Here is a 25,894-nt window from a genome sequence, read left to right on the forward strand (position 1 = left end):
TTTTTGGTGTAAAATGAAAATATTATTTTCTTTTCATTACTCTTTCTACAGCTTCAATAATCGCTTGATTGTTCAATTTGTATTTTTCCATTAGTTGTTCTGGTGTTCCAGATTCTCCAAAACTGTCATTAACCGCGACAAACTCTTGTGGAGCCGGACTGTTCAATGCTAGGACTCTGGAAACGCTTTCGCCAAGACCACCAAGAATATTATGCTCTTCAGCAGTAACGATACATTTTGTTTTTGCCAATGATTTCAAAATCGCTTCTTCATCCAATGGTTTGATCGTATGGATATTGATTACTTCAGCAGAAATACCTTTTGCTTCCAAAGCTTCAGCAGCAATTAGCGCTTCCCAAACTAAATGTCCAGTAGCAATAATTGTTACGTCAGAACCTTCGCTTAAAACAATCGCTTTTCCTATTACGAAAGGCTCATCAGCAGGCATGAAATTAGGCACAACCGGACGGCCAAAACGCAAGTAAGCTGGACCATGGTGCTCTGCTAGTGCTAGAGTAGCCGCTTTAGTTTGATTGTAATCACAAGTATTGATTACAGTCATTCCCGGTAACATTTTCATTAATCCAATATCTTCAAGAATTTGATGTGTAGCACCGTCTTCACCTAATGTTAATCCAGCGTGCGAAGCACAAATTTTTACATTTTTCTCAGAATACGCCACTGATTGACGGATTTGATCATACACTCTTCCTGTAGAAAAGTTAGCGAAAGTTCCTGTAAAAGGAATTTTACCACCAACAGTTAAACCAGCTGCTATTCCAATCATGTTTGCTTCTGCAATTCCAATTTGGAAAAAACGTTCCGGGTGATTTTTCTTGAAATCGTCAAATTTTAAAGAACCTATTAAATCCGCACAAAGTGCAACCACATTTTCATTCTTTTGACCTAATTCAGTCATTCCCGCTCCAAAACCCGAACGAGTGTCTTTACTTCCTGTATTTGTATATTTTTTCATTTTTCAATTTAGATTTTTAGCAGTATTCTACTGAACACTAATTACTGAGCTCTGAACACTTTCTAGTAGTCGCTTTCGCCTTCAGTATAGTTTTGACCTAAAGCAATTTCAAGTTGCGTATCATTTGGCGCTTTACCGTGCCAAGCATGACTGTACATCATAAAATCTACACCATTACCCATTTCAGTATGTAACAACACACAAACTGGTTTTCCTTTTCCAGTTCTTGATTTTGCATCATTCATTCCAGCAATAATAGCTTCAATATCATTTCCTTTTTCAATTTCTAAAACATCCCAATCAAAAGCTTCAAATTTAGCGCGGATACTTCCCATTGCTAAAACTTCATCAGTTGTTCCGTCAATTTGTTTTCCGTTTAAATCGATTGTAGCGATAAGATTGTCTACTTTTTTTGCAGATGCATACATAATTGCTTCCCAGTTTTGACCTTCTTGTAATTCACCATCTCCGTGAAGCGTGTAAATTATATGATTGTCACCATTTAATTTTTTAGCTTGAGCAGCACCAATTCCTACTGATAATCCTTGTCCAAGAGAACCTGACGCAATTCTCACTCCAGGTAAACCATCATGAGTAGTTGGGTGACCTTGTAATCTTGAATTGATCAAACGGAAAGTTGCTAATTCCGATACAGGGAAATAACCGCTTCTCGCTAAAACGCTGTAGAAAACAGGAGAAATATGTCCGTTTGAAAGGAAGAAAAGATCTTCTCCAATACCGTCCATATCAAAACCTTCTTTGCGTTCCATTATGTTTTGGTATAAGGTTACCAGAAATTCAGTACAACCTAGAGAACCACCTGGGTGACCTGAATTGACAGCGTGTACCATTCGAAGAATATCTCTTCTGACTTGGATTGTTAAATCGTTTAATTGTTGTGTGTTAGGCTTCATTTTGTGTGTAAAAGTTAAACTGGTGCAAATGTAATTTTTATTTAGGGTTACCGCAAAAGTTTTTAGGAATATTTAATGTAAGATTCCGTTAGAATTTAAGTTGAATAAAATTACCGGCATAAGTTTGCATAATTCACAAAAAAGCCCGCATTTGGCGGGCTTTTTTGTGAATGGAGAAACATATAATATTTGTATATTCTCCAATTACAATTATAGTTAAGTGTTCGTAATTGCATCAGCTCTGTGCGCTTGATTATTGATAGCAGTTAATGCGATTCCAGTTAATACCGCATCTGTTTTTTTCTCCTCATCAAGACTCATCGCCAATAGATTTGCCGCTTTATCTTCTCCTAAAGTTTTTGCAAAAGCATGGAGGGTTCCATAAGTTGCAATTTCATAATGTTTTACCTTTTGATCTGCTGCAATAATTCCGGCATCTCGAACAACGCCAATATCAGTTTGTCTGATCAAGCTATTTGTTTCTTTCAATATGCCTCCCATTGCTTCGCATTTTTTGGCAGTCGCTTCAACACCAGTTGCTTCAAATATTTTTTCCAAACGTGAAACGTGTTCTTGCGTCTCATTCAATTGGTTTTTTAAAGAGTTAACTAATTCTGGTGATGATGCGTTTTTCATCATTTTTGGCAATGTTTTAGTTAACACTTTCTCTGCCCAATAAATATCTTTCAATCCAACTTCAAATAAATCTCTCAATCCATGTGCTGCATTTGCTTGTACAGCTCCTTTACTATTTTCGCTTTTACCCATTTCAGTTCTCATAACACTAGTTTTTTAAGATTAATTTTTTATGAAAAATATTAAATATGATATTCTCTTAAACAAACTCATTATTTAATTTTCAAGTAGGGTAAAATTAAACATATTAAAATGTAATCAATTGTTAATTAACTAATTGTAAATACGAAATGTATGATTTTTTAAAGAAATTAATGTTCTGATTTTAGTTTTGAATAGCTGTTGGATTGTCTTTTTTAAGTGGTTTGTGACTGATGATAATTCACATCCAGCCATGAACCGCCATTGTAAGATTCAATTCCATGTGCCGTTAGAAACACTTGTGCCTGTCCACTTCTATTTCCCGATGCACAACAAAGAATTAATGGGGCTTTAAGTTCTTGTATTTCCTGCATTCTATGTGGTATCTCATTCAAAGGAATGTTTATGGAACCAGCAACATGACCCCCCATAAATTCATCATAGGAACGTACATCGACTATGGTTCCCAGTTTTTCTTTAATTATTTTTGCTACTTCCATTTTGTTGTTCTTTAAAGATTATTAATCTATGATAGCATAAAGCTGTTTTGCTCTATCTAAATTTACGGATTTATTCAACGGAATTTCTAAGAAATATTCCAGTTGCCATTTTTGGGTTTTTTGCGCTTGTTTGCTTTCTGTCAAGTCCCACGGCGGATACACCCGAATTCCTCGTTTTCCTTCTTTTAAGTCAGTACTGATAATTCCTTGTTGGCAAAGCACCGACTTTGGAAATATAAATTGACCAAATTTATCGTTGCTTTTAGTATTTATAACAAAAAAATCAATTTCGTCTGAAACCGCATAAGGCTCGATAGGTCCATTTTCGCTTCTCTTCCAAAAAGTGACAAATTGCCCAATCTTTGTAGGGGTAATTTTTGCAACACGAAAGAGTATTTTAATGGTGTCAAGGTCAAATTTACAGGCGAAATATTCGGCACTTTCTTTTTCTATTTCAAGATTTCGGAGGTCAAAACCACATTTGTCAAATACAAGCTCTTTAGTCTCAATCAGGTTTTCGGGAATCATTCGTGTTGTTATTTGGGCTTTTTAATTGGAAACTAATTTTCTAATGCTTGTAAGTTAGTATCAGGTATGATTTTCACTTCTTCTTCCTCATCCTTCAATTCATAAAGTAAGTGTTCAACTTCAGAATAATCCTTAATCACTTTTACAGTAATTATGGCTAGAGGAATACCAATTATTGAAGCAACAATACTGGCAATTGTAGTCGTAGTAAGCTCTTCAAGTGTCTCCGCCTTCATGGAATATCTAAAAATGAATTGCCCTAAAAATGAAGAAATAATCCATAATGCCCACCACCATCCAATGAAATGTGTTGTTAGATTTCGAGCATAATTTTCATCCTTTTTAGATAGTAAAATTTGTGTTTCCTGATACAACTCTTTCATGATTTGATTGGGTCTATAAAGAGATATGATTGGTACAAACCAGCAACCGGCGGCCCATCCTTCGGTGAATGATAAACTTTCGGCTTTTATATGAAGATTGTAGTAGGCTCTCCTGAACCATCGTATAAAAGTAATTCCCGAAATCACATATACTGTCAAATAAATTAGGCCTATGATTTTTTGTCTTAAATCATTATCAGTGGCTGCTTCAGTTGTGATTTGTCCACCATTTGCAACAGTTTCTAATAAGTCATATTGCAAATAATCAGAAAGTAGTGAAATTATTTCGACAGTTAGCACAGTCCATAATAGCATAATAGCAATTTTTGCTCTTTGGCCGTTGGGTTTTAAATTTTCCATTTTTTATTTTTTTGTCAATTTAAATGCTCCACCACCTTGTTTTATAATCATTTGTTTTTCATTTGGCTTAAATTCTAGTTGTATTCCAGCGGCTAAAAACTCAAATTTATCTTTCTCAGTTGCTTCTAACGGAAATGCAGATTGTCCGGTTGCTTGTGCAAAAAGTTTTAAATTATCTTTTGTAATCGTAATTTTCATGGGAAATCCAGCATCTGAATATTCTCCTAAATAAGGATCCAAGTCTTCGGTTTTGAGTTCGAAATTTTTAAAAGTAGGAATTACAAACGGCTTGTTGAAGTAACTACTTAAAGCGGCGATAATGATATCATTATTGTCGTATGTCTTTCCGTTTGATGTTAATGCAACGGCAATCTTGTCCTCTGTAAAATAATACAACACAGATCTGAATTCATCAATTCCTCCATTATGGCCAAATCCCTTTTTATCATAAAACGGAATTTGGAAAATCCCCATGCCGTAGTTGTCTTGCAAAGTAATCATTTGTTTTAAACTGCTTTCGTTGATTATTTTATTCGCGAATAAATGGTCAATAAAAATGGTCAAATCAGTCGGATTAGAAACAATTGAACCAGCACCCATTGGGATTGACATATCCGTTTCGGTTTCTTTTATCCATTTTTCTGAAAATTTATAAGAATTAGATTCGTTGTTTTGAATGCTTATTTTATCTCCTACGTAAGTATTTTTTAAGCCTAATGGCTTTGTAATTTTATCTTTTAAAATAGCTGCATATGGTTTTTTGTATGCTTTTTGAAGAATATAACTCAACAAAACATAATTTGAATTGCTATAATCTGCTTTGCTGTTTGGTTCAAAATCACTTTTCCCTTTTGCAATGATTTCTACCATTTGCTCTTCGGATTTGGGTTCGGTATTGTACTTTAAATAGTCTGGATTATTGGTAAAATTATGGATGCCGCTTCTGTGGTTTAATAAATTTCCAATCGTTATTTTCGTTGCATTTTCGATTGTTGGGAAATAGATTTCGATAGTTTGATTTAATGCTATTTTCTTTTCTTCAACTGCTTTAAATACTAATGCAGAAGTAAACATTTTTGAAATAGAACCAATTCGGTATTTGGATAAATTAGTTGCTTTTTTATTCGTTTCAATATCTACTTTTCCAATTGATTTGGAATAAATCAGCGTTCCATTTTGCGAAACGGCTATGCTTCCCATAAACTTATCCTTTGCTTCAAGAATTTGAAATAAACTATCCAGTTTTGCAACGTTCATTTTTTGGGAATATCCAGTGCCAAATAATAAACTGAAAAGCATTGTAATTAAAATTTTCTTTACCATAATTGTTTCAATTGTATTGTTGTAAGGTTTTAAAAAATCTTGTGAAATCCCAGTTCATTTTGAAAAGGATAAAAGAATAAGATTTTAGCAATTTTCAAGTAAATATATACGATTAAACTGATATAAAATTATTTTTATAAAAAATAACTTCCTGTAAAAGGATTACAACAACGTTGCTTTTTTTGGAATTATATTTTTCTATTTCAGTTTTGAAAAGAGTTACGCAGTTAGGAAAAGTCCCTGTTTTTATGTTTTTATTCGTCCGTAAAAGGGAATTATTTTATGAATTTAAATGCATAAAAATTTCAAAAATGCTCCTTTTTTATTTAAAACAAGATGAAAGTTTTTAATCGTAAATACCTGATATTCAGTATTTATAGTTAAATTTAATGTCTTATTAACCAAAAAAACAAATAAATATGAAAAAATTTTTCTCAATGGTACTGTTGATTGCAGTTTGCATCACTTACGCTCAAAAGAAAACAAACGGGACTATTTATGTGGAGCATCCTGCAATTAATGTTGTTGAAGCCATGACTCAAGCTTATGTCAAGGGAGACGCTGATAAAGTTGCCAGTTTTTTAACAGACGATTTTAAATCATTTAATGGTGTGACTTCTAATAAGGATGATAAAGGATCAGACAAAACTGCTTTTTTAAACGAGGTCAAGTTTTGGAAAGAGAACATTGATTATTTAAGTATTAAAAAATCAGAAGGTGCTTATCCAGATGCTTTAGAATATAAAGAAGCTGATAATAAAGATGTAGTTTGGGTTCAAACTTGGGACGATTTAAAAGGAGTGCACAATAAAACAGGAGTTAAAATTGATACACCGTTGCACCGTTTATTTGTGGTGGATAAGAACAATAAAATCAAGACTATTATTAGATATAGAAATAGCAGTGTTTTTGATGAAATCGAGCATAGTTTCAATGACAGGGAAAATGGTGCGATTTATAATCATCACGAAAACATTAATAGTGTCAGAAAAATGATTTATGCTTTTGAAAACAAAGACTTTGACAAAGCGTATAGTTTTTATGACGAAAAGGCAACATTCTCGGATATAAATATGCCTGTAGACAAAAGCATCACTTTAGCGGAGCAAAAAGCAAATGATCAAAAGCTTTTTGAAAAATATGATTTGACAAGTATTGACATGGTAGGATATCCAGACTATTTGCATTATGAAATGGGAGATGCAAGAGTGGTACAGTCATGGTGGAATTTTAGACTAACAAGAAAATCAGATAACAAGAAAATAGTTTTGCCTATATTTTTCATTGATAATTTTGATGATAAAGGCAAAATAATTTCTGAAATTGCTTACTACAGTGAAAAACTATTAGAATAATTATATTCGTTTTGAAATGGATAACGTCCTAAAATAAGTTGGCAGAAAACACAACTTATTTTAGGACGTTTTTATATTCAATGATTTTTTAAAGAGTTTTTCTTTTCAAAACGGAATCCATTGAATAGGTACCGCTTCCCAATAAAAATAGGGCAATATAGCACAGTAAATACATTAATGCAGATTCCATTGTTCCCAGATCATCATTTATATGAACAATAAACACGGCTACTACCATGGTAATAATTAGCGGAATCAATGCCAGTCTGGTCCATAATCCGATTACAATTAATAAAGAGCATACAACCTCGGCAAAAACAGTCAAAGTCAATGATGCTGGAACACCAATGCCTATTGGGTCACCAAATTCCATTGTGCCATTCATTAATTTCATCAGTTTAGGAATGCCATGACTCAACATCAACAAACCAAGTGTTAATCGTAAAATAAGCGAAGCCCAATCGGTTGCATTAGCGGACCAAGAAGTTGGGGAGAACAGTTTTTGAATCATAATTTAAAGTTTTTAGTATTGTGTTCTTACAAACGTAAGATATTTTTGCAATAATTTGCTGTATGGAATAGCTTATTTTAGCGATAGCCCGAAGCATTTATTGTATTTTATTCTCTCGTTTTAAAGTGAATTTTTCAATGCTAATTACGGCCAAAATTCCAAGCACGTAGGCAAGCAAATCCATCCAGGCGAAAGAATTTCCAAGAACAACTTTAGCAATTTTGTAATGCTCTAATCCTAGTTTTTCAACCATATTAAAATATTGTGCAATTTCGATAGCAAATGAAAAGAGCAACACAAGACCAGCGGCAGCCCAAACCGATACGTTTAGAAACGATTTCAGGAAACAATAGAGTAGCATGACCACTAAAAAATCTCCAAAATAAGGTCTTATAAAGTTGTCATGAACAAACAAAGCGATGGCTGTTTCCAGGAGAAAAAGGAATACAGTAAAAGCAAAATAAGTGCGGTTGAATTGAAGCATTTTGGTTGTTTAATTATTTAGGATTTTACTTTTTATTGCATTCGTTTTTGTTGTTCACTGATTTGTATTGTTTTTTCAAGCCGTGATATTCTGGTTTTTTCTTGTTTTGCGGTCATTATCCAATGTATCATTACCTTTTTGTAAGAAGGTGCTTGTGCATTAAAAAAATCCCAGGCTAATGAATTCATTTTAAATTGGCTTTCATAATTTGGATTAAGAATAGCTGGTTCTTTCTCGTGAGAATAAATTCTGGATTTATTTTCTGTACGTAAATCAAATGCTTTTTGCCCTTCAAGAGTCATTAGTCCGGCTTTTGTGAGTTCCTCGACTTTCAGGATGTTGATGGCACTCCAAATACTGCTGCTTCTTCGTGGCGTAAAACGAATGCTGTAACTTTCAATATCAATTGATCTTCGTACACCGTCAATCCAACCAAAGCAAAGTGCTTGATCCACGGATTGCGACCAAGTCATGGAAGGTTTGCCGCTACTCACTTTATAGAAACCAACGAGAAGTTCCGTTTCCTCTTTGTGGTGCTTTTCTAACCATTCTCTAAATGCTGCTTGTGTTGCAAAAAAGGTTGGTGTCATTTTTAAATGAAGTTTATTAAATATCGCAGAAAAATACAAAAAAAGAGGAATTCAGATTGCCCGTATTTACGACAATCGTTAGGATGGTCAATCGATCGTATTTTTATTCAAGTTTAAATTTTACATTAACAATGCTTTCTATTTTTATTTTTTGGAATTCTATATCAATAGGTTTAAACTCTTGTTTACTTTTTCTAGCAAATCCTACGACTACAACTTCTTGTAAACTTTCACTGTCGTCAAAATTTCTTCCGTTTGTTAAATCTGAAATGAAAATTGCATTTCCCACTTTTTGTTTCAAAGGTTTGGCCATAAATTCAGCTTGAATTTTTGCTTTTGAAATTGCATTTGATTTAAGTATTAGCTTTATTTTTTCATATTCTGTATTTTCGGTTTTAACTACTCGAATATTTGAGATTTCTATTGTTTCAAGTTCTGAAATTACACTTCCAGCAATTTTTGCATTATCAACAACTAAGTTGTATGATTTCGATTTAAGAACATCGGTTTCTTTTATAAAATATTTTTTGAAATTACTTACTAAATCATTTAAACTTAAATTTTTGTATGTGTCAATTCCTAATCCTTTTAATTTTTGTTCCATTAAATTTTCTAATTCTTCAACGGAATATTTGTCTTTTGTATCTTTTTCAGATATTATTATGTTTAGATGAATCCTATTAGGCAACAACAAAGTATCTGCTGTTGCAGAAGTTTCAATATATGGCAAGTCAATGAAATTTTTTGTTTGTGAAAAACCTTTCGCTGAAATAAAAATTAAAAGTACTAATGTTAATTTTTTCATTTTTTTTATTTTGATTTTTTTTCGGTTAATATGTTGTCTAACTTTTCCTTGCAACCGTTAGTTTGGTAATAAATCAAGCCCATTATTCGGATTTACCACCCGAGCGATAGCGAACAGGCGAAGCAAATTATCCCAAATACAAAAGCAATTTCCCTTTAAGCCAATTTCCCAAATTCATTGTAGTAGCTATTACCTGCTGGCATTATTTCTGTTTTAATAACCATTCAATTAATTCGTTATTATTCACAATACTCCAAGAATGTGGATGCCTACTATTATCAGGTTTTCTATATCCTTTATTTTGTGTAATTATCAATTCGGCTTGAGTATTCCCAAGTCTATTCAATTCGTTAATCATTGCCGAACATTCCGAAACATTCATCCCTGTGAAATCTTCTGCATATTCTTTTAACCACCAATTGACATCAGGTTCAGAGTAAATTCTCAAAGGAAGTTTTATTATATTCTTAATAGCTGTTTGAGTAGTATCACTGAATGAATAAGGTGATGTTTTGTAATAATTTTTTAACGCAATTTTTGGTGGCCCTCCCATTTCTTTTTCTAGTCTCTCAATCATGTAAACTCTTTCTTCATCTGGAATTTTGTTTACGGATAATCTAACCTCTCTTTTACTCGAATTATAATATCTTTCAAGATCAAGTGGTGAATCGATAGCAAAAACTGCGGTTGGTTTTATAGTTGCATTTTCGGCAAATTTAATTGCTGTACTACCACCAATTGAAAAACCACCAACATAATATTTAAGGTCAGTTAATTTGTGTTTTTTCTTTACATCAAGTATAATATTATTGAACGATTGTTGGCTTAAGCTATCAATCCCAAATGACAAAACGCCATCTTGAAAAGTTGGAATAATTGTCAAGAGTCCACTTTTAGCAGTAAGTTTAACTAATTCAGTTTGTTCTAAAACTCTTTCGGCCGTTTCTCCAAATCCTGGAATAATAAATATATAACCAGTCCAAGGTAGTTTTGGTGGATAAATTATTGTGTAGCAATTTTTACTAGAATCATTTTTGTCAAGAAAGACTTTTTCTATTTTCTGTCCAAATGAATTTGTCAGAATGATAAGTGTAAAAATGGTTAATTTTAATCTTTGCATTTTAGTTGTTGTTTGACGCTTGCAGGTAAATAATATATAGGTCTGATAAAATCAGACCTATCACCCCAGAAGAAGAGAGATAAGTCTGACTAACATAAGACATTATTTCATATCAAATATATTAAAATTTTCTTACAATTTATGAGATGAATATTTTATTTGCTAGGTGCTTTTGAATTTACATGGAGACTATTTTAGTTGTCGTTACCGCTCATTTGCGTGAGGGATAGCAGTGGAAATCCTTTTATGAAGTGTAGCGGAATAAAAGATTACAACGGATAGCCCGACCTTTTTAGGGCACGCCCAAAATGATTTTCCAAATGGTAATTAAATTTTTTAAATTATGTAATTATCTAATTTTCAAATTAACCTATCTTTGCCAGCCGAACAATCGGGTGAAATACGTTACTATGAAGTTTGATTTATTAAAAAAAGATCCGCAGTCCAAAGCCAGAGCGGGAACTGTTACCACTGATCACGGTGTGATTGAAACCCCAATTTTTATGCCTGTAGGAACCGTAGGTTCTGTAAAAGGGGTGCATCAACGCGAATTGAAAGACGATATAAACCCGGATATTATCTTGGGAAATACTTACCATTTATACTTGAGACCACAAACCGAAATCCTCGAGAAAGCAGGTGGTTTGCATAAATTCATGAACTGGGATCGTAATATTTTGACGGATTCCGGTGGCTACCAAGTGTATTCACTTTCGGCCAACCGAAAAATCAAGGAAGAAGGAGTAAAGTTCAAATCGCATATTGACGGTTCGTACCACTTTTTTACGCCAGAGAATGTGATGGAAATTCAACGTACCATTGGTGCCGATATTATCATGGCTTTTGATGAGTGTACGCCGTATCCATGTGATTATAACTATGCGAAACGTTCGATGAAAATGACGCACCGTTGGTTAGACCGTTGCATCAATCATTTAGACACGCAGCCTTTTAAATACGGATACGAACAAACGTTTTTCCCAATTGTTCAGGGAAGTTGTTATAAAGATTTACGCCAACAATCAGCGGAATACATTGCGAATTCAAACCAACAAGGAAATGCGATTGGCGGACTTTCAGTAGGGGAACCTGCGGAGGAAATGTATGCCATGACCGAAGTGGTTTGTGAAATTTTACCGGAAGACAAACCGCGTTACCTGATGGGCGTGGGAACTCCGATAAATATTCTAGAAAATATAGCTCTTGGAATTGACATGTTTGACTGTGTGATGCCTACGCGTAACGCCAGAAATGGAATGTTGTTTACAGCAAATGGTACAATAAATATCAAAAACAAAAAGTGGGAAGATGATTTTTCGCCAATTGACGAAATGGGAATCACTTACGTGGACACCGAATATACAAAAGCATATTTGCGCCACCTTTTTGCTGCCAATGAATACCTTGGAAAACAAATTGCCACGATACACAATCTTGGTTTTTATATGTGGTTGGTTCGTGAAGCGAGAAAACATATCTTAGCGGGCGATTTCAGACCTTGGAAAGAAATGATGGTGAAAAATATGAGCCAAAGACTTTAAAAATGTTTAATCGTTTAATCGTTAATTCGGTTAAACGATTAAACAAATAACCGATTAAACTTTACTATGCTTACAATAATAGACAAATACATCCTAAAAAGATATTTAGCCACATTTGCGGTGATGCTGTTGTTGTTTATCCCTATAGGAATTGTTGTTGATGTATCGGAGAAGATCAATAAAATGCTCGAAAATAAAGTTGCGTTTTTAGAGATTGCACTCTACTATTACAACTTTACTATTTATTTTGCAAATTCCCTTTTCCCGATATTTTTGTTTTTATCGGTGATTTGGTTTACTTCAAAACTGGCGAATGATACGGAGATTATCGCGATTTTAAGTTCCGGGATTTCATTTACGCGCTTTCTAAGGCCTTATATAATAGGCGCTTCCATTGTTTCCGTTTTTGTATTGCTGATGGGTTTCTTTGTGGTTCCTGCAGCCAGTGAAGGATTCAATAATTTTAGATATACGTACTTGAAAGGTGGCGGAAAAGAAGCGATGCGTGGTGATAATACGGACGTTTACAGACAAATTAGTGATGATGAGTTTATCTATGTAAACAGTTTTAACGCGGAGTCTAAAACTGCTTTTAGTTTTTCGCTTGAAAAGTTTAAAAACGAAAAATTAGTCCATAAAATTACCGCTACCAGAATCAAATGGAATCAAAAGGACAGCACTTACACCATGTATGATTATACCAAAAGAACGGTGGGTGAACTGAATGATAAGATTGAAAAAGCACCTCAAAAAGACGCTGTTTTTACTTTTGATTTAGAAGATTTAACACCGGTGGTTTACATTGCAGAAACCTTGAGTTTAGGAAAATTGAATGCCTTTATTAAAAAAGAAAGAGAAAGAGGTTCCTCTAATATCAATGTGTATTTAGTGGTTTTGTATAAAAAATATAGTGTTCCGGTATCGGCATTTATTCTTACCATTATTGCTGTTGCCGTTTCTGCCATGAAGCGAAGAGGAGGAATGGGAACTAATTTAGCAATAGGAATTGCATTGGCTTTTGCCTTTGTATTTTTTGATAAAATCTTTGGCGTATTGGCCGAAAAATCGAGTATTCCACCCATGTTAGCCGTTTGGTTGCCTAATATTGCTTTTGGAATTTTAGCCATTTATTTGTTACGTAATGCAAAACGATAAATTAAAGAGTTACTTAAATCTTCATTTGATAGTTTTTATATGGGGTTTTACCGCCATTTTAGGGGCTTTAATCACCATTACCGCTGATGCTTTAGTTTGGTATCGCATGTTTTTTGCAGGGCTGTTTTTAGCTTTGTTTATTGCATTCAAGAAGATATCATTTAAAATCCCTTTAAAATCCTTCTTGAAATTGATTTTTGTGGGATTGCTGATTGCCTTGCATTGGATCTTTTTCTTCAAAGCCATCCATGTTTCTAATGTGTCCATTACACTATCCGTTTTTTCACTGGGAGCTTTTTTTGCGTCCATTTTAGAGCCTGTTTTTTATGGTCGAAAAGTATTGTGGTACGAAGTATTTTTTGGTCTTATTATTATTGCTGGTCTGGCATTGATTATGAAAGTCGAAATTAACTATTTGGATGGAATGCTATATGCTTTGGCATCGATCATATTAGGTGTTTTGTTTACACTGATGAACGGAAAATTGATAGAAAAACACGAACCTCCAGTAATTGCTTTTTACGAATTTCTGGCAGGTGTTTTCTTTATTACGATTTACTTTTTGTTCCAACAAAAATTCACTGCGGACTTCTTTATACTGACAGCTAATAATTGGGTTTTAATACTGATTTTGGCCTCTATTTGTACGGCTTATGCATTTACCGCTTCTGTAAAAGTAATGCGAAAACTAACGCCCTACACTGTAATGCTGACTACAAATTTAGAGCCGGTTTACGGGATTGTTTTGGCCTATTTTATCCTTGGCGGAAAAGAGAAAATGAGCTTTGAGTTTTATATCGGAGCACTAATAATTGTAATCACCGTAATCCTGAACGGGGTTATAAAACACTATCAAAAGGACAAATAAGAATAACTTTCTCAACGTTTTGAGAAGCAAACTTTTACACATAAATATAAAATTTACCTTTTTGAACGATTTAAAATTTTATATTTGCGGTTCCAAATAAAAACAAAAACGCAAAAATCCTATGGAATATTTAGATTTTGAGCTTCCAATAAAAGAACTAGAAGAACAGTTAGACAAATGTCTTATTATTGGTCAAGAATCGGATGTTGATGTAACGAATACTTGCAAACAAATCAACAAAAAGTTAGAAGAGACTAAAAGACATATTTATAAAAACTTGACAGCTTGGCAACGTGTCCAGCTATCAAGGCATCCAAGCCGTCCCTATACAATGGATCATGTGCGTGCTTTATGCGGTGATACTTTCTTGGAGCTTTTCGGTGACAGAGGTTTTAAAGATGACAAAGCCATGATTGGCGGTTTAGGTAAAATTGACGGACAGTCATTTATGATTGTTGGTCAACAAAAAGGATTTAACACTAAGACACGTCAGTTCCGTAATTTCGGAATGGCAAATCCTGAAGGATATAGAAAAGCATTGCGATTGATGAAAATGGCAGAGAAATTCGGTATTCCTGTTTTGACTTTGATTGACACTCCGGGAGCTTATCCGGGATTGGAAGCAGAAGAACGTGGACAAGGTGAAGCTATTGCCAGAAACATATTTGAAATGATTCGTTTAAAAGTGCCTATTATCACAGTAATTGTTGGTGAAGGAGCTTCTGGAGGAGCATTAGGAATAGGTGTGGGTGACAAAGTGTACATGATGGAAAATACTTGGTATTCTGTTATTTCACCAGAATCTTGTTCGTCTATTTTATGGAAAAGCTGGGAATACAAAGAACAAGCTGCCGAAGCATTAAAATTGACTTCTGCTGACATGAAAAAACAAAAATTAGTGGATGATATCATTCCGGAACCTTTAGGTGGAGCACACTATGATAGAGAGACTGCTTTCAAAACAGTGGAGCAATATATCATGAAAGGATTTAATGAATTGAAAGACTTATCAACAGAAGAATTAATAGCCCAAAGAATGGATAAATACTGTAAAATGGGCGAATATAAAGAGTAAAATCTTACAAATTAATCTTTAATCCGAAGCCTTACCGTTTCGGATTTTTTTTTGGTTATAAACAAAAAATAGTTACTTATGAACAATTATTTGTAACAACTCAATGACAATAATTTTTTAATTTTTGCTACTTTCGCTCTATGGAAAACTTCAGAAATATAAACCCTGTAAAGGTGGATAAAACAACAATTATAAGCTTAGAAAAAGGGAAATTGCCTCCTCAGGTTCTCGATTTAGAAGAGGCGGTGCTGGGTGCCATGATGATTGATAAAAAAGGGGTTGATGATGTGATTGACATTTTACAACCTGATGCTTTTTACAAAGATGCACACAAACATATTTTTGAGGCTATCGTTCAACTGTTTACAGAAACACAGCCTATTGACTTATTAACCGTTTCAGCCCAGCTTAAGAAAAATGCAAAATTAGAGTTGGCAGGCGGTGATTTTTACTTAATTCAACTAACGCAGAAGATTTCCTCTTCGGCACACATTGAATTTCACTCCAGAATCATTTTACAAAAATTTATTCAGCGTAGTTTGATTCGAATATCTTCAGAAATCATCGAAGAATCCTATGATGAAACAACAGATGTTTTTGATTTATTGGACAGAGCTGAATCTAAATTATACGAAGTAACACAAGGAAACATTAAACGTAGTTCTGAAACTGCCCAAAGTTTAGTATTGCAAGCCAAGAAAAGAATCGAGGAAATTGCTGGTCAGGAAGGATTGAGTGGTGTTGCAACAGGGTTTGATAAATTAGATAAGATTACCTCAGGTTGGCAACCAAGTGATTTAATTATTATTGCAGCGAGACCAGCGATGGGTAAGACCGCATTTGTATTATCGATGGCACGAAATATGGCAATTGATTTTGGAATGCCAGTTGCCTTATTTTCTCTTGAGATGGCATCGGTTCAGTTGATTACCCGTTTGATTTCTTCTGAAACTGGTTTGTCATCTGAGAAATTGCGTACTGGAAAACTGGAAAAACACGAATGGGAACAATTGAGTACCAAAGTTAAAAATTTAGAAAAAGCACCTTTGTTTATTGATGATACGCCTTCCTTGTCTATTTTCGATTTAAGAGCTAAAGCGAGACGTTTGGTTTCACAGCATGGTATCCGAATTATCATTGTCGATTACTTGCAATTGATGACTGCCGGAGGAAACGGAAAAGGTGGGGGAAATAGAGAGCAGGAGATTTCTACGATTTCCCGAAACTTAAAAGCATTGGCAAAGGAATTAAATGTTCCGGTTATTGCTCTTTCTCAATTGTCGCGTGCGGTTGAAACCCGTGGTTCGAGTAAAAGACCTTTGCTTTCTGACCTTCGTGAATCTGGGGCGATTGAGCAGGATGCCGATATTGTATCGTTTTTATACCGTCCTGAATATTATAAAATTGATGAGTGGGATGATGATGAAGCTTCCCCTACAACTGGTCAGGCAGAAATAATGATTGCTAAACACCGTAATGGTAGTATTGAAAACGTTCGTTTAAAGTTTATTGGACATTTAGGTAAGTTTGATAATCTGGAAGATTTCAGTGGTGGTTATGATGATTTACCGTCTAGTATGAATCAAGAAGATAATCCTTTTATCACTAAAAATCTCCCTTCGGCTAATGAAGCTTTTGGAAGTAATTTGAATGATTTGGATGATGACAGTGACGTTCCGTTTTAGAAAATTAAACAAGTCAAATATTGTTTTTAGAATATAAAATTAAAAAGCCTGAATCAAATAAATGATTTAGGCTTTTTAATTTTGCAATACATAGGATGTATTTTGTTAAAACAATAAAAAGTAGTAGTTTAGCTATCGATTTTTATTTTTAAATATAGTGTTGACCAAAACCTAAAACCTATGTCACAAGAAACTACTTCTGAAAACCATAAACAAACAAAAACTGTAAATGCAATTCCTTTAAAAACTGCACAAAAATGGGCCAAACGTTGGACTAAAAAAGAAGGAGATTACAACAAACACCATCATGTTAATGCTTTTTTGATTCCAAAAGTAGATTTACTGGAAGTATTGGCTGAAGGCGTTGATGCCGTTAGAGCTTACATTGGGATAGATGATGATAATGTAGAGAAATTGATGATCGTAGGTACTAAATACGATCCTGTAACAAAAATTTATGTAGACATGATTACCGTTGGGGTAGGGAATGCAACTGCCGAGGAAGATAATATTTATGATTTTTCAACGCCTTGCCCACCAGCGGGGGATCCTGAAAGTCCTTTAAATGTATAGTTAAAATGTATTATGTACTTGTAAATATTGGTTATTTAATTTTATTTTTTAATCTGGTACTATTTATAAAAGGTTTTGCCAATCAATGCAAAGCTTATAAAATCTTCACTTGGTATTTGGGAGTGGTTTTTACTATACAAATCATATCGAATATCTTTATGAGGATGAATACTAACAACTTATTCTTGTCTCACTTCTATTTTATTGGCCAATTTATTTTATTGAGCTTTTTTTATATAACGCTTCTAAAAGAAGAGTTTCAAAAGAAGCTGGTGAAAGCGGGTTTGGTAATAGGATTATTGGCTTTATCTATACAATATGCGTATGATACCAGTCTGTTTTTTAAATTTAATTTATTCGAAATATTCATCACCTCTTTTTTGCTGATCATTTATGCCACCATTCATTTTTATAATATGTTGAATGAAAAAAAGGAATTTTATTATGTTAATGTTGGGCTTCTGATATATTTATTAGGAAGCACGATATTATTTTTTGTTGGTAATTTGACAGCTGTTTTAAGTCCAAAAATGAGTTTGTTTACCTGGATATTGAATGCTTTGCTTATTATTATAAATCAATTTTTTATTTTAATAGAATGGAAAAAAAGTTTTTATAAAAAGGAAATTAATACCGCTTTATGAAAGTAAACACACTACAAGAAAGTGAAATAATTGAAATCGTAATTTATAGTTGTGTCGCTTTTCTTTTAATGGGATTTGTTTTGATATTGTTTTTCTATTTTTCAAGAAAGAAAATTATTCAAAAGGAATTAGAAAAAAAAGATTTAGAAATTCAGTATCAAAAAGAACTTTTAAGCGCTGTAATTATTACTCAGGAAGAGGAACGCAAGCGTATTGCCCAAGATTTGCATGACGATATTAGTTCTAAACTCAACATAGTTTCTTTGAACAGTCATTTGCTTACAACACCTAATTTAACCGAAAACGAGGTAGCTGAAATCACAACTAATATCATTAATCTTACGACCAAAGCATTAGATAATTCAAGGAAAATTGCACACGGTTTGTTGCCTCCAGTATTGGAGAAATTTGGATTGCATGCAGGTGTTGAAGAATTGTGTTTGGAATTTAGCAGTTCCAAAGCTGTAAAAGTAAATTATGAAAATAAAACTGCTTTTGATATTACTGACAATGATAAACATTTACACGTATTTAGAATTTTACAAGAGCTGATGAACAATTCGTTGCGTCATGGAAAAGCATCCTTTATTTCGATTGTTTTTGAAAATAAGAATGAAAAGAATTGGTGTTTTTACACGGATGACGGAATTGGTTTTGAAATGAAAAACAATGAAAATCAGAAAGGTCTGGGGATGAAAAATATAGAAAGCAGAATCGCTTTTTTAAACGGTAAAATGACCTTGGAATCATCAATAAATAAAGGTATTTCAGTAGTTTTTAATTTTTAAAGAATGAACAAAACTATAAAAATAATATTAGTGGATGACGAGATTCTTTTTAGAAAAGGAATCTCTTTTTTATTGGGACGCGAAACAAATATTGAGATTATTTTTGAAGCTTCTAATGGGGATGAATTGATTTCTTTCCTCCAAAACAATAAAAATAATCATCCTGATATTATTATCATGGATTTAAAAATGCCAATAATAAATGGAGTTGAGGCAACTAAGATTATTCGAAAGGAATTTCCGGAACTAAAAATCATTGCGCTGACCAGTTATGATTCTAAATCGTTTGTTGCAAATATGATTGATGTAGGTGCTGTTTCGTATTTGATAAAAAATGCAACGCCACAAGAATTGCTGACTACAATAAAAGAAGTCGCATCAAAGGGATTTTATTACACGGATTATGTCATGAAAATAATTCAGGCCGATGTATTGACTAATAAAAAGACCAAGAGTAATTTTGACAGCAACTTTCTTAGTCCACGAGAGATTGAAGTGCTTAAACTTATTTGTATTCAAAAAAGTACGGTGGAAATTGCTGAACAACTTTTTATAAGTCCGAGAACAGTAGAAGGACATAGAAATAATTTGTTGCTGAAAACCGAATCCAGAAACATTGCCGGTTTAGTGGTTTATGCCGTTCAGAACGAATTGATGTTGCTGAACGATTAATTCTATAATGCAATTGTGAAGTTGATTTCTTTATTTTCAATGTTTGTATCAAGAAACCCTCTGTAATTTTTCTGTTCTTTTGTAGGTTTTAAATCGGAGTTTGTATTCGTTTAAATCTCTTTCGAAAACTGTTTCCAATAATTTTTTTACAGATTTTTTTCCACCAAAATCTCTCAAATAAGACAATAAAAAATCGGAAGCTCTAATTGTTTTAGACTCATTATCAAATTCAGTTTCCAGACGAATAAAATCTTTGGTAACTATAGTAAGTTGTTTCTCAATTTCTTCACAATCGAAATAATCAATAGTTTTTTTCTCCAAATTAATACTTCTCAATGCAAAATGGATTCTGTAATCGACTTTGTTTACAGCTAAGGTTTTTATAAAATCAGAGTAGAATGGATTTGTAATATATCCAAAACCAATTCTAAATTTGTATTTTCTTAAAATACCGTGTTCAATATCATTTAATGAAAATATAGCGCGTGCAATTTTGATTCTTTTCAGATTGAAAATTTCTTTTCCTTGTTTTGTTTCTTTTAAGTTGATGAGGTAAAAAGCATTATAAATATTTATCCAAAAAGTCTTTTTTAAATCATCTGTATTTAAACTTTTTTCAAGTTTTGCTTGTCTGATGTAAAAAAGTTGTCTCCGCAAGGTGACAGTATCTTTCCCTGATTTTGCAAGAGAAAGAATTTCTTCTGATAAAGTTGTGTAATAATTTTTCACAATAATGGGGTATTGTATTTATAACTTAAAAGAAATATTAATTGAAAATAAGCTGATAACACAAAACATAGAAAGTAATGATAAGTATTATTAAAAATACTATTGCAACATTTTTTATAAGATTCTTAATATTGACAGGTCTATTTTTTTCGGTAGAATTCATTGTTAAATTTTTCATCTTCATTGATTATAGGATATCTGCGAATTTAGGAATAGGAAATTGTTTGGCTATGCGTATTTTTACGTGTTTTGTCTATAAACTTATTTTTAGAATAGATTTAATCGTTAAATTTCATGAATTTGAATAGCTTACTTTCTATCTTTGAGGTATAAAAATTAAAAATCGATGTCGAAACCATTTCTATATATTCTTATTTTTTTGCTGAGTATAACAGCAAAAGCCTCTTTTATTTTGTTGCCAATGGATGAAACGAGTCAACAGAATCATCTAAAAGCATACGGAATTACATACTGGTGTTTGGATAAAAATTATAAAGCCAGTTGGTTGCTTAACTATCGAGGAGGTTCTTTTTTATTACCTGATGCGGAGGAAATTCGCAAAGAATGTCAAATTAGGGGAGTGAGTTTTGAGGTTATTTCCGATGGTGATGAATTGGCAATCCTGAATGAAATATCCAGTCCTTCCCAAAATATGGAATCTGTTGTACTGGAAAAAGCACCTAAAATTGCGGTTTATACTCCAAAAGGAAAACAACCTTGGGACGATGCGGTGACGATGGTACTGACTTATGCAGAAATTCCTTTTACTCCAATTTATGATGAAGAAGTTTTGAGTGATCAATTGTTGCTATATGATTGGCTACACTTGCATCATGAGGATTTTACTGGACAATATGGTAAGTTTTATGGAGCTTATAAAAATGCACCTTGGTATATCGAGCAAAAGAAAGATTCAGAAACACTGGCAAGTAAATTAGGATTTCCTAAAGTGTCTCAAGAAAAAGGAGCTGTTGCTAAAAAAATCAGGGATTTTGTCATAGGTGGTGGGTTTATGTTTGCCATGTGTTCTGCAACGGATAGTTTTGATATTGCTTTGGCAGCGGATGGTGTTGATATTTGTGAAACCATGTTTGATGGAGACCCGAGTGAAGGAAATTACCAATCCAAAATGAATTACAGCAATTCATTTGCTTTCAAAGATTTTACTTTAGAAAGAAGACCGGAACAATATGAATTTTCAGATATTGATATGACTTCGAAACGAAGAGTTCCAATGGAGAAAGATTATTTTACTTTAATGGAATTTTCGGCAAAATGGGATCCAATTCCTAGTATGCTTTGTCAAAATCATACCCAACTTGTAAAAGGGTTCATGGGGCAAACCACTGCATTTGATATTCCTTTAATTAAATCGAATATTCTGGTGATGGGTACTTGCGAGGTTAATGGTGAAGCACGTTACATTCATGGGCAAAAAGGGAAGGGAATGTTCACATTTTATGGTGGTCATGACCCAGAAGATTTTCAGCACCAAGTGGGCGATCCACCAACGGTTTTGGATTTGCATCCTAATTCGCCGGGATATCGTTTGATTCTGAATAATGTATTGTTTCCTGCAGCGAGAAAGAAAAAACTGAAAACGTAGTATAAAATAAAAGCCAATCGTAATCGATTGGCTTTTGTATTTTTAGCACTGATGGCAGTGACATCCTTTCTTTGCCTTTTTAGGCAGAGAAAGATATAACGGACAGCAGGATTAGCTCCTGAAAAAACTACACGATTCCGTGTTCGTTTTCTTTGTCTAAATATTCTTGTACAATGTCGATGGCATTAGTAACAACGTCGCTTAATGCGGTGATGAAACTTCCCTCTTCGGCACAATTTATAGCGTGTTTTATCGCTTCAGTTTCTTTAGGGATAATTTCATAGGTAACAGTTTTGCCTGATTTTTTAATTCCGTCAAGGATTAAATTAATGATCTCATCTTCGGTTCTTCCTCTCAGATATTTTTCTTGGCGAATGATAATATGGTCAAACATTCGGGCGGCTATCGAGGCGCATTCTTTGATATCCTCATCACGACGGTCTCCAACACCGGCAATAATTCCAATTTTTTTGGTAGCTTCAACACTTTGTAAATATTCTTCAACACCTTTATAACCGGAAGCATTGTGTGCAAAGTCAATCAATACTTTGAATTTTTTGAACTCAAATATATTCATACGACCTGGAGTTTGTGCAGCACTTGGAATAAAAGTTTGTAGTGACAGGCTGATATCTTCGGTTTTAAATCCCCACAAATAACTCGCTAAAGTGGCCGCAAGGACATTAGCAATCATGAATTTTGCTTTTCCGCCTAATGTTAATGGAACGTGAGTGGCGCGTTCGATTCGGATTTTCCATTCTCCTTTTTTGATGGTAATGTATCCATTTTCATATACAGCAACTGTTTTACCTTCGGCAGAAAGTTTTTTGATAAAATCACTGTCTTCGCTCAAACTAAAATAAGCGACATTGCAATTCAAATCTTGACCTATTTTTACACAATGTTCATCGTCTCCATTCAAAACTGCCCAACCATTTTTCTTGATGCTTTTGACAACTGTAGCTTTTACCCTTGCCAAATCATCTAACGTATGAATGTCACTTAAACCTAAATGGTCTTCTTGAATATTAGTAATAATTCCAATATCACAACTGCTAAAACCCAAACCGGAACGAAGGATTCCTCCTCGAGCGGTTTCTAAAACGGCAAATTCTACAGTTGGATCTCTCAAAACATATTCAGCACTGATAGGCCCGGTAGTATCACCTTTTTCCATCATATGGTTTTGAATATAAATCCCATCGGATGTGGTGAATCCTACTTTGAATCCATTATTTTTTACAATATGAGCCAAAAGTCGGGTAGTGGTCGTTTTTCCATTGGTTCCTGTAACAGCAATTATAGGAATGCGACAGGATTTTCCCGGTGGGTATAACATATCAATTACGGGTGATGCAACGTTTCTTGGCAATCCTTCAGAAGGAGCAAGGTGCATTCTAAATCCAGGAGCCGCATTGACTTCCAGAATTACACCGCCATTTTCTTTTAATGGTTGGGTTAAATTTTCTGCCATAATATCAACACCACACACATCGAGTCCAATTACTCTTGAAATTCTTTCGGCAAGAAATATATTTTCAGGGTGCATCATATCGGTAACATCCACAGAAGTTCCGCCAGTGCTTAAATTTGCTGTAGATTTTAAGAATACAATTTCACCAATTCTAGGAATGGTTTCTAATGTGTAGCCTAGTTTTTCCAATAAATCTTCGGTATCTCTATCGACATCAATTTGTGTAAGTACATTTTCATGACCGTAACCTCTTCTTGGATCCAGATTCGTAGTTTCAATTAATTGCTGAATAGTATCCGTTCCGTTTCCAATTACATGAGCAGGAACTCGTTTTGCAGCAGCAACTAATTTATTATCAATTACCAATATTCTAAAGTCGAAGCCGGTAATGAATTTCTCAACAATGATTCGTTTGCTGTATTCTTTGGCGAAAGCCAAGCCTGAAACGGCATCTTCCCAATTTGTAACATTGATTGAGGCACCTTTTCCGTGGTTTCCGTCCAATGGTTTTAACACGATTGGGTAACCAATTTTTTTTATGGTCTCAGCCAAGTCGTCTTCGTCAACACAAATACTTCCGCTGGCAACAGGAATGGATGCCATGTCCAACATTTTTTTGGTAAGTTCTTTATTGCAGGCAATATCAACCGCAATACTACTTGTTTTACAGGTGATTGTTGCCTGAAAACGCATTTGGTTAATTCCATATCCTAATTGAACCAAAGAATTAGTTCCTAATCGTATCCAAGGAATATTTCTGGAAACGGCTTCTTCTACAATACTTCCGGTACTTGGTCCTAGTCTAACGCGTTCGCGTATTTCACGCATTTTCTGTAAGTCGGCATTCAAATCATAATCTGTTCCGGCAATTAATGCTTCAGCAATGGCAACAGAAGATTCTGCAGCAAAAAGGCCTACATTTTCTTCGGTATAACTAAAGACTACATTATAGGTACCGGGAGTTTTGGTTTCTCGAGTCCTTCCAAAACCAGTTTCCATACCAGCCAAAGACTGAATCTCAAGGGCAATATGTTCAATTACGTGTCCCATCCAAGTACCTCGTTCTACTCTGGAAAAAAATCCGCCACGACAACCTTCGGAACAACGGTGCTCAATCATCGTAGGAAACATAGCTTCGATGCGTTCTCTAAATCCTTCTATTTTATTAGTAGGAAACTGTTCCATTTCTTCCAAATCCAATCGCATTTGGATTAATTTTTTTCTTTGGATACTCCAAATATTGGGGCCACGAAGTGCTTGTACTTTAATTATTTTCATAAAACGGAAAGATTATTTTTGAACTAAAAAATGGATATGTAATGACTTAATTTTAAATGAAATAGATTCTAACTTAGGAAAAGAGCTGATTTGAGACGGTATTTTTTTTTAAAAAAGTATAGAATCCAACTAAAGTAGTTTTTTAAAAATAGGAATCAAAATTTATTACCTTAAAAATAAACAATAAATATTGAGTTTGTGATAATTTAAAAAAAAAGCCTAGTTCAATGGCTTCTTTTATCTTTTTGGTTATTTTTACAAAATGAATATACTAGGAAAACTAATAATAATAGGAGGTGCGGTAGATAAAGGAAGTTTTACTGAAACTGATTTAGATAAAAATGCAACTAGCAATTTAAACTTTTTTGAAGCAGGCATTTTAAAAAGGATATTAAACGAGTCAAAACACAAAGAGAATTCACGAATAGAAGTCATTACAACCGCTTCAATCATTCCGCGCGAAATAGGTCCAGAATATGTTAAGGCATTTGAATATTTGAATGCTAAAAATGTTGATATACTTACTATAGAAAGACGGGAACAAGCAGCTGATGCGGAAGTTTTAGCCCGATTAAAAGCTGCAGATATTGTTATGTTTACCGGAGGCGATCAATTGCGATTGACATCTATTCTTGGCGGAACACCATTTCATGATATTTTACTGGATAAATACCATAATGAAGAGTTTATTTATGCAGGAACTTCGGCTGGGGCAGCTGCGGCATCTAATAATATGATTTATCAAGGCAGCAGTTCTGAAGCTTTATTGAAAGGCGAGGTGAAAATTTCAAGTGGATTAGGCTTAATTGATGGTGTTATTATCGATACCCATTTTGTACAACGCGGGAGGATTGGCAGGCTTTTTCAAGCTGTTGTTGGTAATCCAAGAGTATTGGGAATAGGACTTGGAGAAGATACCGGTTTGTTAATTACCAATAATACCCAAATGGAAGCTATAGGTTCAGGATTAGTTATTTTGGTAGATGGTCGTGAAATAAAAGACACTAATTTGACAAAGGTGGAATTAGGCCAACCGATATCAATCTCACATTTGGTAACGCACGTTATGAGTAAATTTGACACTTACAATCTCGAAACGCATAAAATGCACATTCAATCTTCACACTACGTATAAATAAGAAAGCCTTTCAGTATTTAGATAACTGTCGAAATCTGGAAG

Annotated in this window: 25 protein-coding genes; 11 read left to right on the forward strand and 14 right to left on the reverse strand. The window is 33.9% G+C overall.

Features of this window, described 5'->3' with window-relative positions:
* Positions 1 to 22: 22 nt before the first annotated feature.
* The 7 genes from C8C87_RS03950 to C8C87_RS03980 all read right to left on the reverse strand — a co-directional run bounded on the left by C8C87_RS03950 (position 23) and on the right by C8C87_RS03980 (position 5,761).
* On the reverse strand, positions 23 to 976 hold the full coding sequence (locus C8C87_RS03950) for a transketolase family protein (RefSeq protein WP_121341330.1): 954 nt from the start codon (positions 974 to 976) through the stop codon (positions 23 to 25).
* Positions 977 to 1,038: 62 nt separating this feature from the next.
* Positions 1,039 to 1,890 carry a transketolase gene (locus C8C87_RS03955; RefSeq protein ID WP_099716040.1) on the reverse strand — a complete coding sequence of 284 codons (852 nt, stop codon included), beginning with the start codon at positions 1,888 to 1,890 and terminating at the stop codon, positions 1,039 to 1,041.
* A gap of 216 nt (positions 1,891 to 2,106) precedes the next feature.
* On the reverse strand, positions 2,107 to 2,670 hold the full coding sequence (locus C8C87_RS03960) for a ferritin-like domain-containing protein (protein ID WP_233206921.1): 564 nt from the start codon (positions 2,668 to 2,670) through the stop codon (positions 2,107 to 2,109).
* 212 nt (positions 2,671 to 2,882) lie between these two features.
* Complete coding sequence (locus tag C8C87_RS03965; RefSeq protein ID WP_099716039.1) at positions 2,883 to 3,167, reverse strand: rhodanese-like domain-containing protein; 285 nt, start codon at positions 3,165 to 3,167, stop codon at positions 2,883 to 2,885.
* A 21-nt stretch (positions 3,168 to 3,188) separates the two neighbouring features.
* Positions 3,189 to 3,695 (reverse strand): MepB family protein, encoded by a 507-nt coding sequence (locus C8C87_RS03970; protein ID WP_121341331.1) that lies wholly within the window; start codon positions 3,693 to 3,695, stop codon positions 3,189 to 3,191.
* 32 nt (positions 3,696 to 3,727) lie between these two features.
* Positions 3,728 to 4,438 (reverse strand): DUF4328 domain-containing protein, encoded by a 711-nt coding sequence (locus C8C87_RS03975; protein ID WP_121341334.1) that lies wholly within the window; start codon positions 4,436 to 4,438, stop codon positions 3,728 to 3,730.
* 3 nt (positions 4,439 to 4,441) lie between these two features.
* Positions 4,442 to 5,761, reverse strand: a complete 1,320-nt coding sequence (locus C8C87_RS03980; protein WP_121341337.1) for a serine hydrolase — start codon at positions 5,759 to 5,761, stop codon at positions 4,442 to 4,444.
* Positions 5,762 to 6,180: 419 nt separating this feature from the next.
* On the opposite strand from C8C87_RS03980, the gene C8C87_RS03985 reads away from it, so the two are divergent.
* Positions 6,181 to 7,116, forward strand: coding sequence for a nuclear transport factor 2 family protein (locus C8C87_RS03985; protein ID WP_121341340.1), 936 nt, complete (start codon positions 6,181 to 6,183; stop codon positions 7,114 to 7,116).
* An 88-nt stretch (positions 7,117 to 7,204) separates the two neighbouring features.
* On the opposite strand, the gene C8C87_RS03990 is transcribed toward C8C87_RS03985, so the two are convergent.
* From C8C87_RS03990 to C8C87_RS04010, 5 genes are all read right to left on the reverse strand, one after another.
* Positions 7,205 to 7,627, reverse strand: coding sequence for a DoxX family protein (locus C8C87_RS03990; protein ID WP_121341342.1), 423 nt, complete (start codon positions 7,625 to 7,627; stop codon positions 7,205 to 7,207).
* Between the two features lie 97 nt (positions 7,628 to 7,724).
* Positions 7,725 to 8,111, reverse strand: coding sequence for a DUF2809 domain-containing protein (locus tag C8C87_RS03995; RefSeq protein WP_121341345.1), 387 nt, complete (start codon positions 8,109 to 8,111; stop codon positions 7,725 to 7,727).
* Positions 8,112 to 8,143: 32 nt separating this feature from the next.
* Entirely contained in the window at positions 8,144 to 8,701 is a 558-nt protein-coding gene (locus C8C87_RS04000; protein WP_121341347.1) for a YdeI family protein, read from the reverse strand.
* A gap of 103 nt (positions 8,702 to 8,804) precedes the next feature.
* Positions 8,805 to 9,506: an SIMPL domain-containing protein gene (locus tag C8C87_RS04005; RefSeq protein ID WP_121343285.1), complete on the reverse strand. Its 702-nt coding sequence runs from the start codon at positions 9,504 to 9,506 to the stop codon at positions 8,805 to 8,807.
* A gap of 202 nt (positions 9,507 to 9,708) precedes the next feature.
* On the reverse strand, positions 9,709 to 10,626 hold the full coding sequence (locus C8C87_RS04010; RefSeq protein WP_121341350.1) for an alpha/beta hydrolase: 918 nt from the start codon (positions 10,624 to 10,626) through the stop codon (positions 9,709 to 9,711).
* A gap of 410 nt (positions 10,627 to 11,036) precedes the next feature.
* Between C8C87_RS04010 and tgt the strand changes: the two genes are divergently transcribed.
* The 8 genes from tgt to C8C87_RS04055 all read left to right on the forward strand — a co-directional run bounded on the left by tgt (position 11,037) and on the right by C8C87_RS04055 (position 19,627).
* Positions 11,037 to 12,167, forward strand: coding sequence for a tRNA guanosine(34) transglycosylase Tgt (tgt, locus tag C8C87_RS04015; RefSeq protein ID WP_099716030.1), 1,131 nt, complete (start codon positions 11,037 to 11,039; stop codon positions 12,165 to 12,167).
* Positions 12,168 to 12,233: 66 nt separating this feature from the next.
* Entirely contained in the window at positions 12,234 to 13,322 is a 1,089-nt protein-coding gene (locus C8C87_RS04020) for an LptF/LptG family permease (protein ID WP_099716029.1), read from the forward strand.
* The gene (locus C8C87_RS04025; protein WP_099716028.1) at positions 13,309 to 14,190 is read left to right on the forward strand and encodes a DMT family transporter; all 882 of its coding nucleotides are present in this window, start codon (positions 13,309 to 13,311) and stop codon (positions 14,188 to 14,190) included. Before C8C87_RS04020 ends, C8C87_RS04025 begins: the two co-directional genes overlap by 14 nt.
* Before the next feature lie 121 nt (positions 14,191 to 14,311).
* A complete protein-coding gene (locus tag C8C87_RS04030) occupies positions 14,312 to 15,265 on the forward strand; it encodes an acetyl-CoA carboxylase carboxyltransferase subunit alpha (protein WP_099716027.1) in 954 nt (317 codons plus the stop codon).
* 140 nt (positions 15,266 to 15,405) lie between these two features.
* Entirely contained in the window at positions 15,406 to 16,950 is a 1,545-nt protein-coding gene (gene dnaB / locus C8C87_RS04035) for a replicative DNA helicase (RefSeq protein WP_099716026.1), read from the forward strand.
* 180 nt (positions 16,951 to 17,130) lie between these two features.
* Complete coding sequence (locus C8C87_RS04040) at positions 17,131 to 17,523, forward strand: hypothetical protein (RefSeq protein ID WP_121341353.1); 393 nt, start codon at positions 17,131 to 17,133, stop codon at positions 17,521 to 17,523.
* Between the two features lie 640 nt (positions 17,524 to 18,163).
* On the forward strand, positions 18,164 to 18,955 hold the full coding sequence (locus C8C87_RS04050) for a sensor histidine kinase (protein WP_099716023.1): 792 nt from the start codon (positions 18,164 to 18,166) through the stop codon (positions 18,953 to 18,955).
* Positions 18,956 to 18,958: 3 nt separating this feature from the next.
* Complete coding sequence (locus tag C8C87_RS04055) at positions 18,959 to 19,627, forward strand: response regulator transcription factor (protein WP_121341358.1); 669 nt, start codon at positions 18,959 to 18,961, stop codon at positions 19,625 to 19,627.
* Between the two features lie 48 nt (positions 19,628 to 19,675).
* On the opposite strand, the gene C8C87_RS04060 is transcribed toward C8C87_RS04055, so the two are convergent.
* Complete coding sequence (locus tag C8C87_RS04060) at positions 19,676 to 20,356, reverse strand: DUF547 domain-containing protein (protein WP_158589729.1); 681 nt, start codon at positions 20,354 to 20,356, stop codon at positions 19,676 to 19,678.
* A 346-nt stretch (positions 20,357 to 20,702) separates the two neighbouring features.
* Here C8C87_RS04060 and C8C87_RS04065 point away from each other — a divergent pair, with 346 nt between their 5' ends.
* Positions 20,703 to 21,962 carry an asparagine synthetase B gene (locus C8C87_RS04065; protein WP_099716020.1) on the forward strand — a complete coding sequence of 420 codons (1,260 nt, stop codon included), beginning with the start codon at positions 20,703 to 20,705 and terminating at the stop codon, positions 21,960 to 21,962.
* A 127-nt stretch (positions 21,963 to 22,089) separates the two neighbouring features.
* Here the strand turns inward: C8C87_RS04065 and cphA are convergent, their stop codons facing one another.
* Complete coding sequence (gene cphA / locus C8C87_RS04070; RefSeq protein WP_099716019.1) at positions 22,090 to 24,714, reverse strand: cyanophycin synthetase; 2,625 nt, start codon at positions 24,712 to 24,714, stop codon at positions 22,090 to 22,092.
* 262 nt (positions 24,715 to 24,976) lie between these two features.
* Between cphA and C8C87_RS04075 the strand changes: the two genes are divergently transcribed.
* Entirely contained in the window at positions 24,977 to 25,849 is an 873-nt protein-coding gene (locus C8C87_RS04075) for a cyanophycinase (protein WP_121341364.1), read from the forward strand.
* Positions 25,850 to 25,894: the final 45 nt, after the last annotated feature.

Origin of the sequence: Flavobacterium sp. 120 (genome assembly GCF_003633605.1) — a bacterium.
Classification (GTDB): Bacteria; Bacteroidota; Bacteroidia; order Flavobacteriales; family Flavobacteriaceae; genus Flavobacterium; species Flavobacterium algoritolerans.

Bases quoted from the DNA above. Each gene is read 5' to 3' on its own strand.
- C8C87_RS03950 (WP_121341330.1), bottom strand. From the start codon at position 976: ATGAAAAAATATACAAATACAGGAAGTAAAGACACTCGTTCGGGTTTT.
- C8C87_RS03955 (WP_099716040.1), bottom strand. From the start codon at position 1,890: ATGAAGCCTAACACACAACAATTAAACGATTTAACAATCCAAGTCAGA.
- C8C87_RS03960 (WP_233206921.1), bottom strand. From the start codon at position 2,670: ATGAGAACTGAAATGGGTAAAAGCGAAAATAGTAAAGGAGCTGTACAA.
- C8C87_RS03965 (WP_099716039.1), bottom strand. From the start codon at position 3,167: ATGGAAGTAGCAAAAATAATTAAAGAAAAACTGGGAACCATAGTCGAT.
- C8C87_RS03970 (WP_121341331.1), bottom strand. From the start codon at position 3,695: ATGATTCCCGAAAACCTGATTGAGACTAAAGAGCTTGTATTTGACAAA.
- C8C87_RS03975 (WP_121341334.1), bottom strand. From the start codon at position 4,438: ATGGAAAATTTAAAACCCAACGGCCAAAGAGCAAAAATTGCTATTATG.
- C8C87_RS03980 (WP_121341337.1), bottom strand. From the start codon at position 5,761: ATGGTAAAGAAAATTTTAATTACAATGCTTTTCAGTTTATTATTTGGC.
- C8C87_RS03985 (WP_121341340.1), top strand. From the start codon at position 6,181: ATGAAAAAATTTTTCTCAATGGTACTGTTGATTGCAGTTTGCATCACT.
- C8C87_RS03990 (WP_121341342.1), bottom strand. From the start codon at position 7,627: ATGATTCAAAAACTGTTCTCCCCAACTTCTTGGTCCGCTAATGCAACC.
- C8C87_RS03995 (WP_121341345.1), bottom strand. From the start codon at position 8,111: ATGCTTCAATTCAACCGCACTTATTTTGCTTTTACTGTATTCCTTTTT.
- C8C87_RS04000 (WP_121341347.1), bottom strand. From the start codon at position 8,701: ATGACACCAACCTTTTTTGCAACACAAGCAGCATTTAGAGAATGGTTA.
- C8C87_RS04005 (WP_121343285.1), bottom strand. From the start codon at position 9,506: ATGAAAAAATTAACATTAGTACTTTTAATTTTTATTTCAGCGAAAGGT.
- C8C87_RS04010 (WP_121341350.1), bottom strand. From the start codon at position 10,626: ATGCAAAGATTAAAATTAACCATTTTTACACTTATCATTCTGACAAAT.
- tgt (WP_099716030.1), top strand. From the start codon at position 11,037: ATGAAGTTTGATTTATTAAAAAAAGATCCGCAGTCCAAAGCCAGAGCG.
- C8C87_RS04020 (WP_099716029.1), top strand. From the start codon at position 12,234: ATGCTTACAATAATAGACAAATACATCCTAAAAAGATATTTAGCCACA.
- C8C87_RS04025 (WP_099716028.1), top strand. From the start codon at position 13,309: ATGCAAAACGATAAATTAAAGAGTTACTTAAATCTTCATTTGATAGTT.
- C8C87_RS04030 (WP_099716027.1), top strand. From the start codon at position 14,312: ATGGAATATTTAGATTTTGAGCTTCCAATAAAAGAACTAGAAGAACAG.
- dnaB (WP_099716026.1), top strand. From the start codon at position 15,406: ATGGAAAACTTCAGAAATATAAACCCTGTAAAGGTGGATAAAACAACA.
- C8C87_RS04040 (WP_121341353.1), top strand. From the start codon at position 17,131: ATGTCACAAGAAACTACTTCTGAAAACCATAAACAAACAAAAACTGTA.
- C8C87_RS04050 (WP_099716023.1), top strand. From the start codon at position 18,164: ATGAAAGTAAACACACTACAAGAAAGTGAAATAATTGAAATCGTAATT.
- C8C87_RS04055 (WP_121341358.1), top strand. From the start codon at position 18,959: ATGAACAAAACTATAAAAATAATATTAGTGGATGACGAGATTCTTTTT.
- C8C87_RS04065 (WP_099716020.1), top strand. From the start codon at position 20,703: ATGTCGAAACCATTTCTATATATTCTTATTTTTTTGCTGAGTATAACA.
- cphA (WP_099716019.1), bottom strand. From the start codon at position 24,714: ATGAAAATAATTAAAGTACAAGCACTTCGTGGCCCCAATATTTGGAGT.
- C8C87_RS04075 (WP_121341364.1), top strand. From the start codon at position 24,977: ATGAATATACTAGGAAAACTAATAATAATAGGAGGTGCGGTAGATAAA.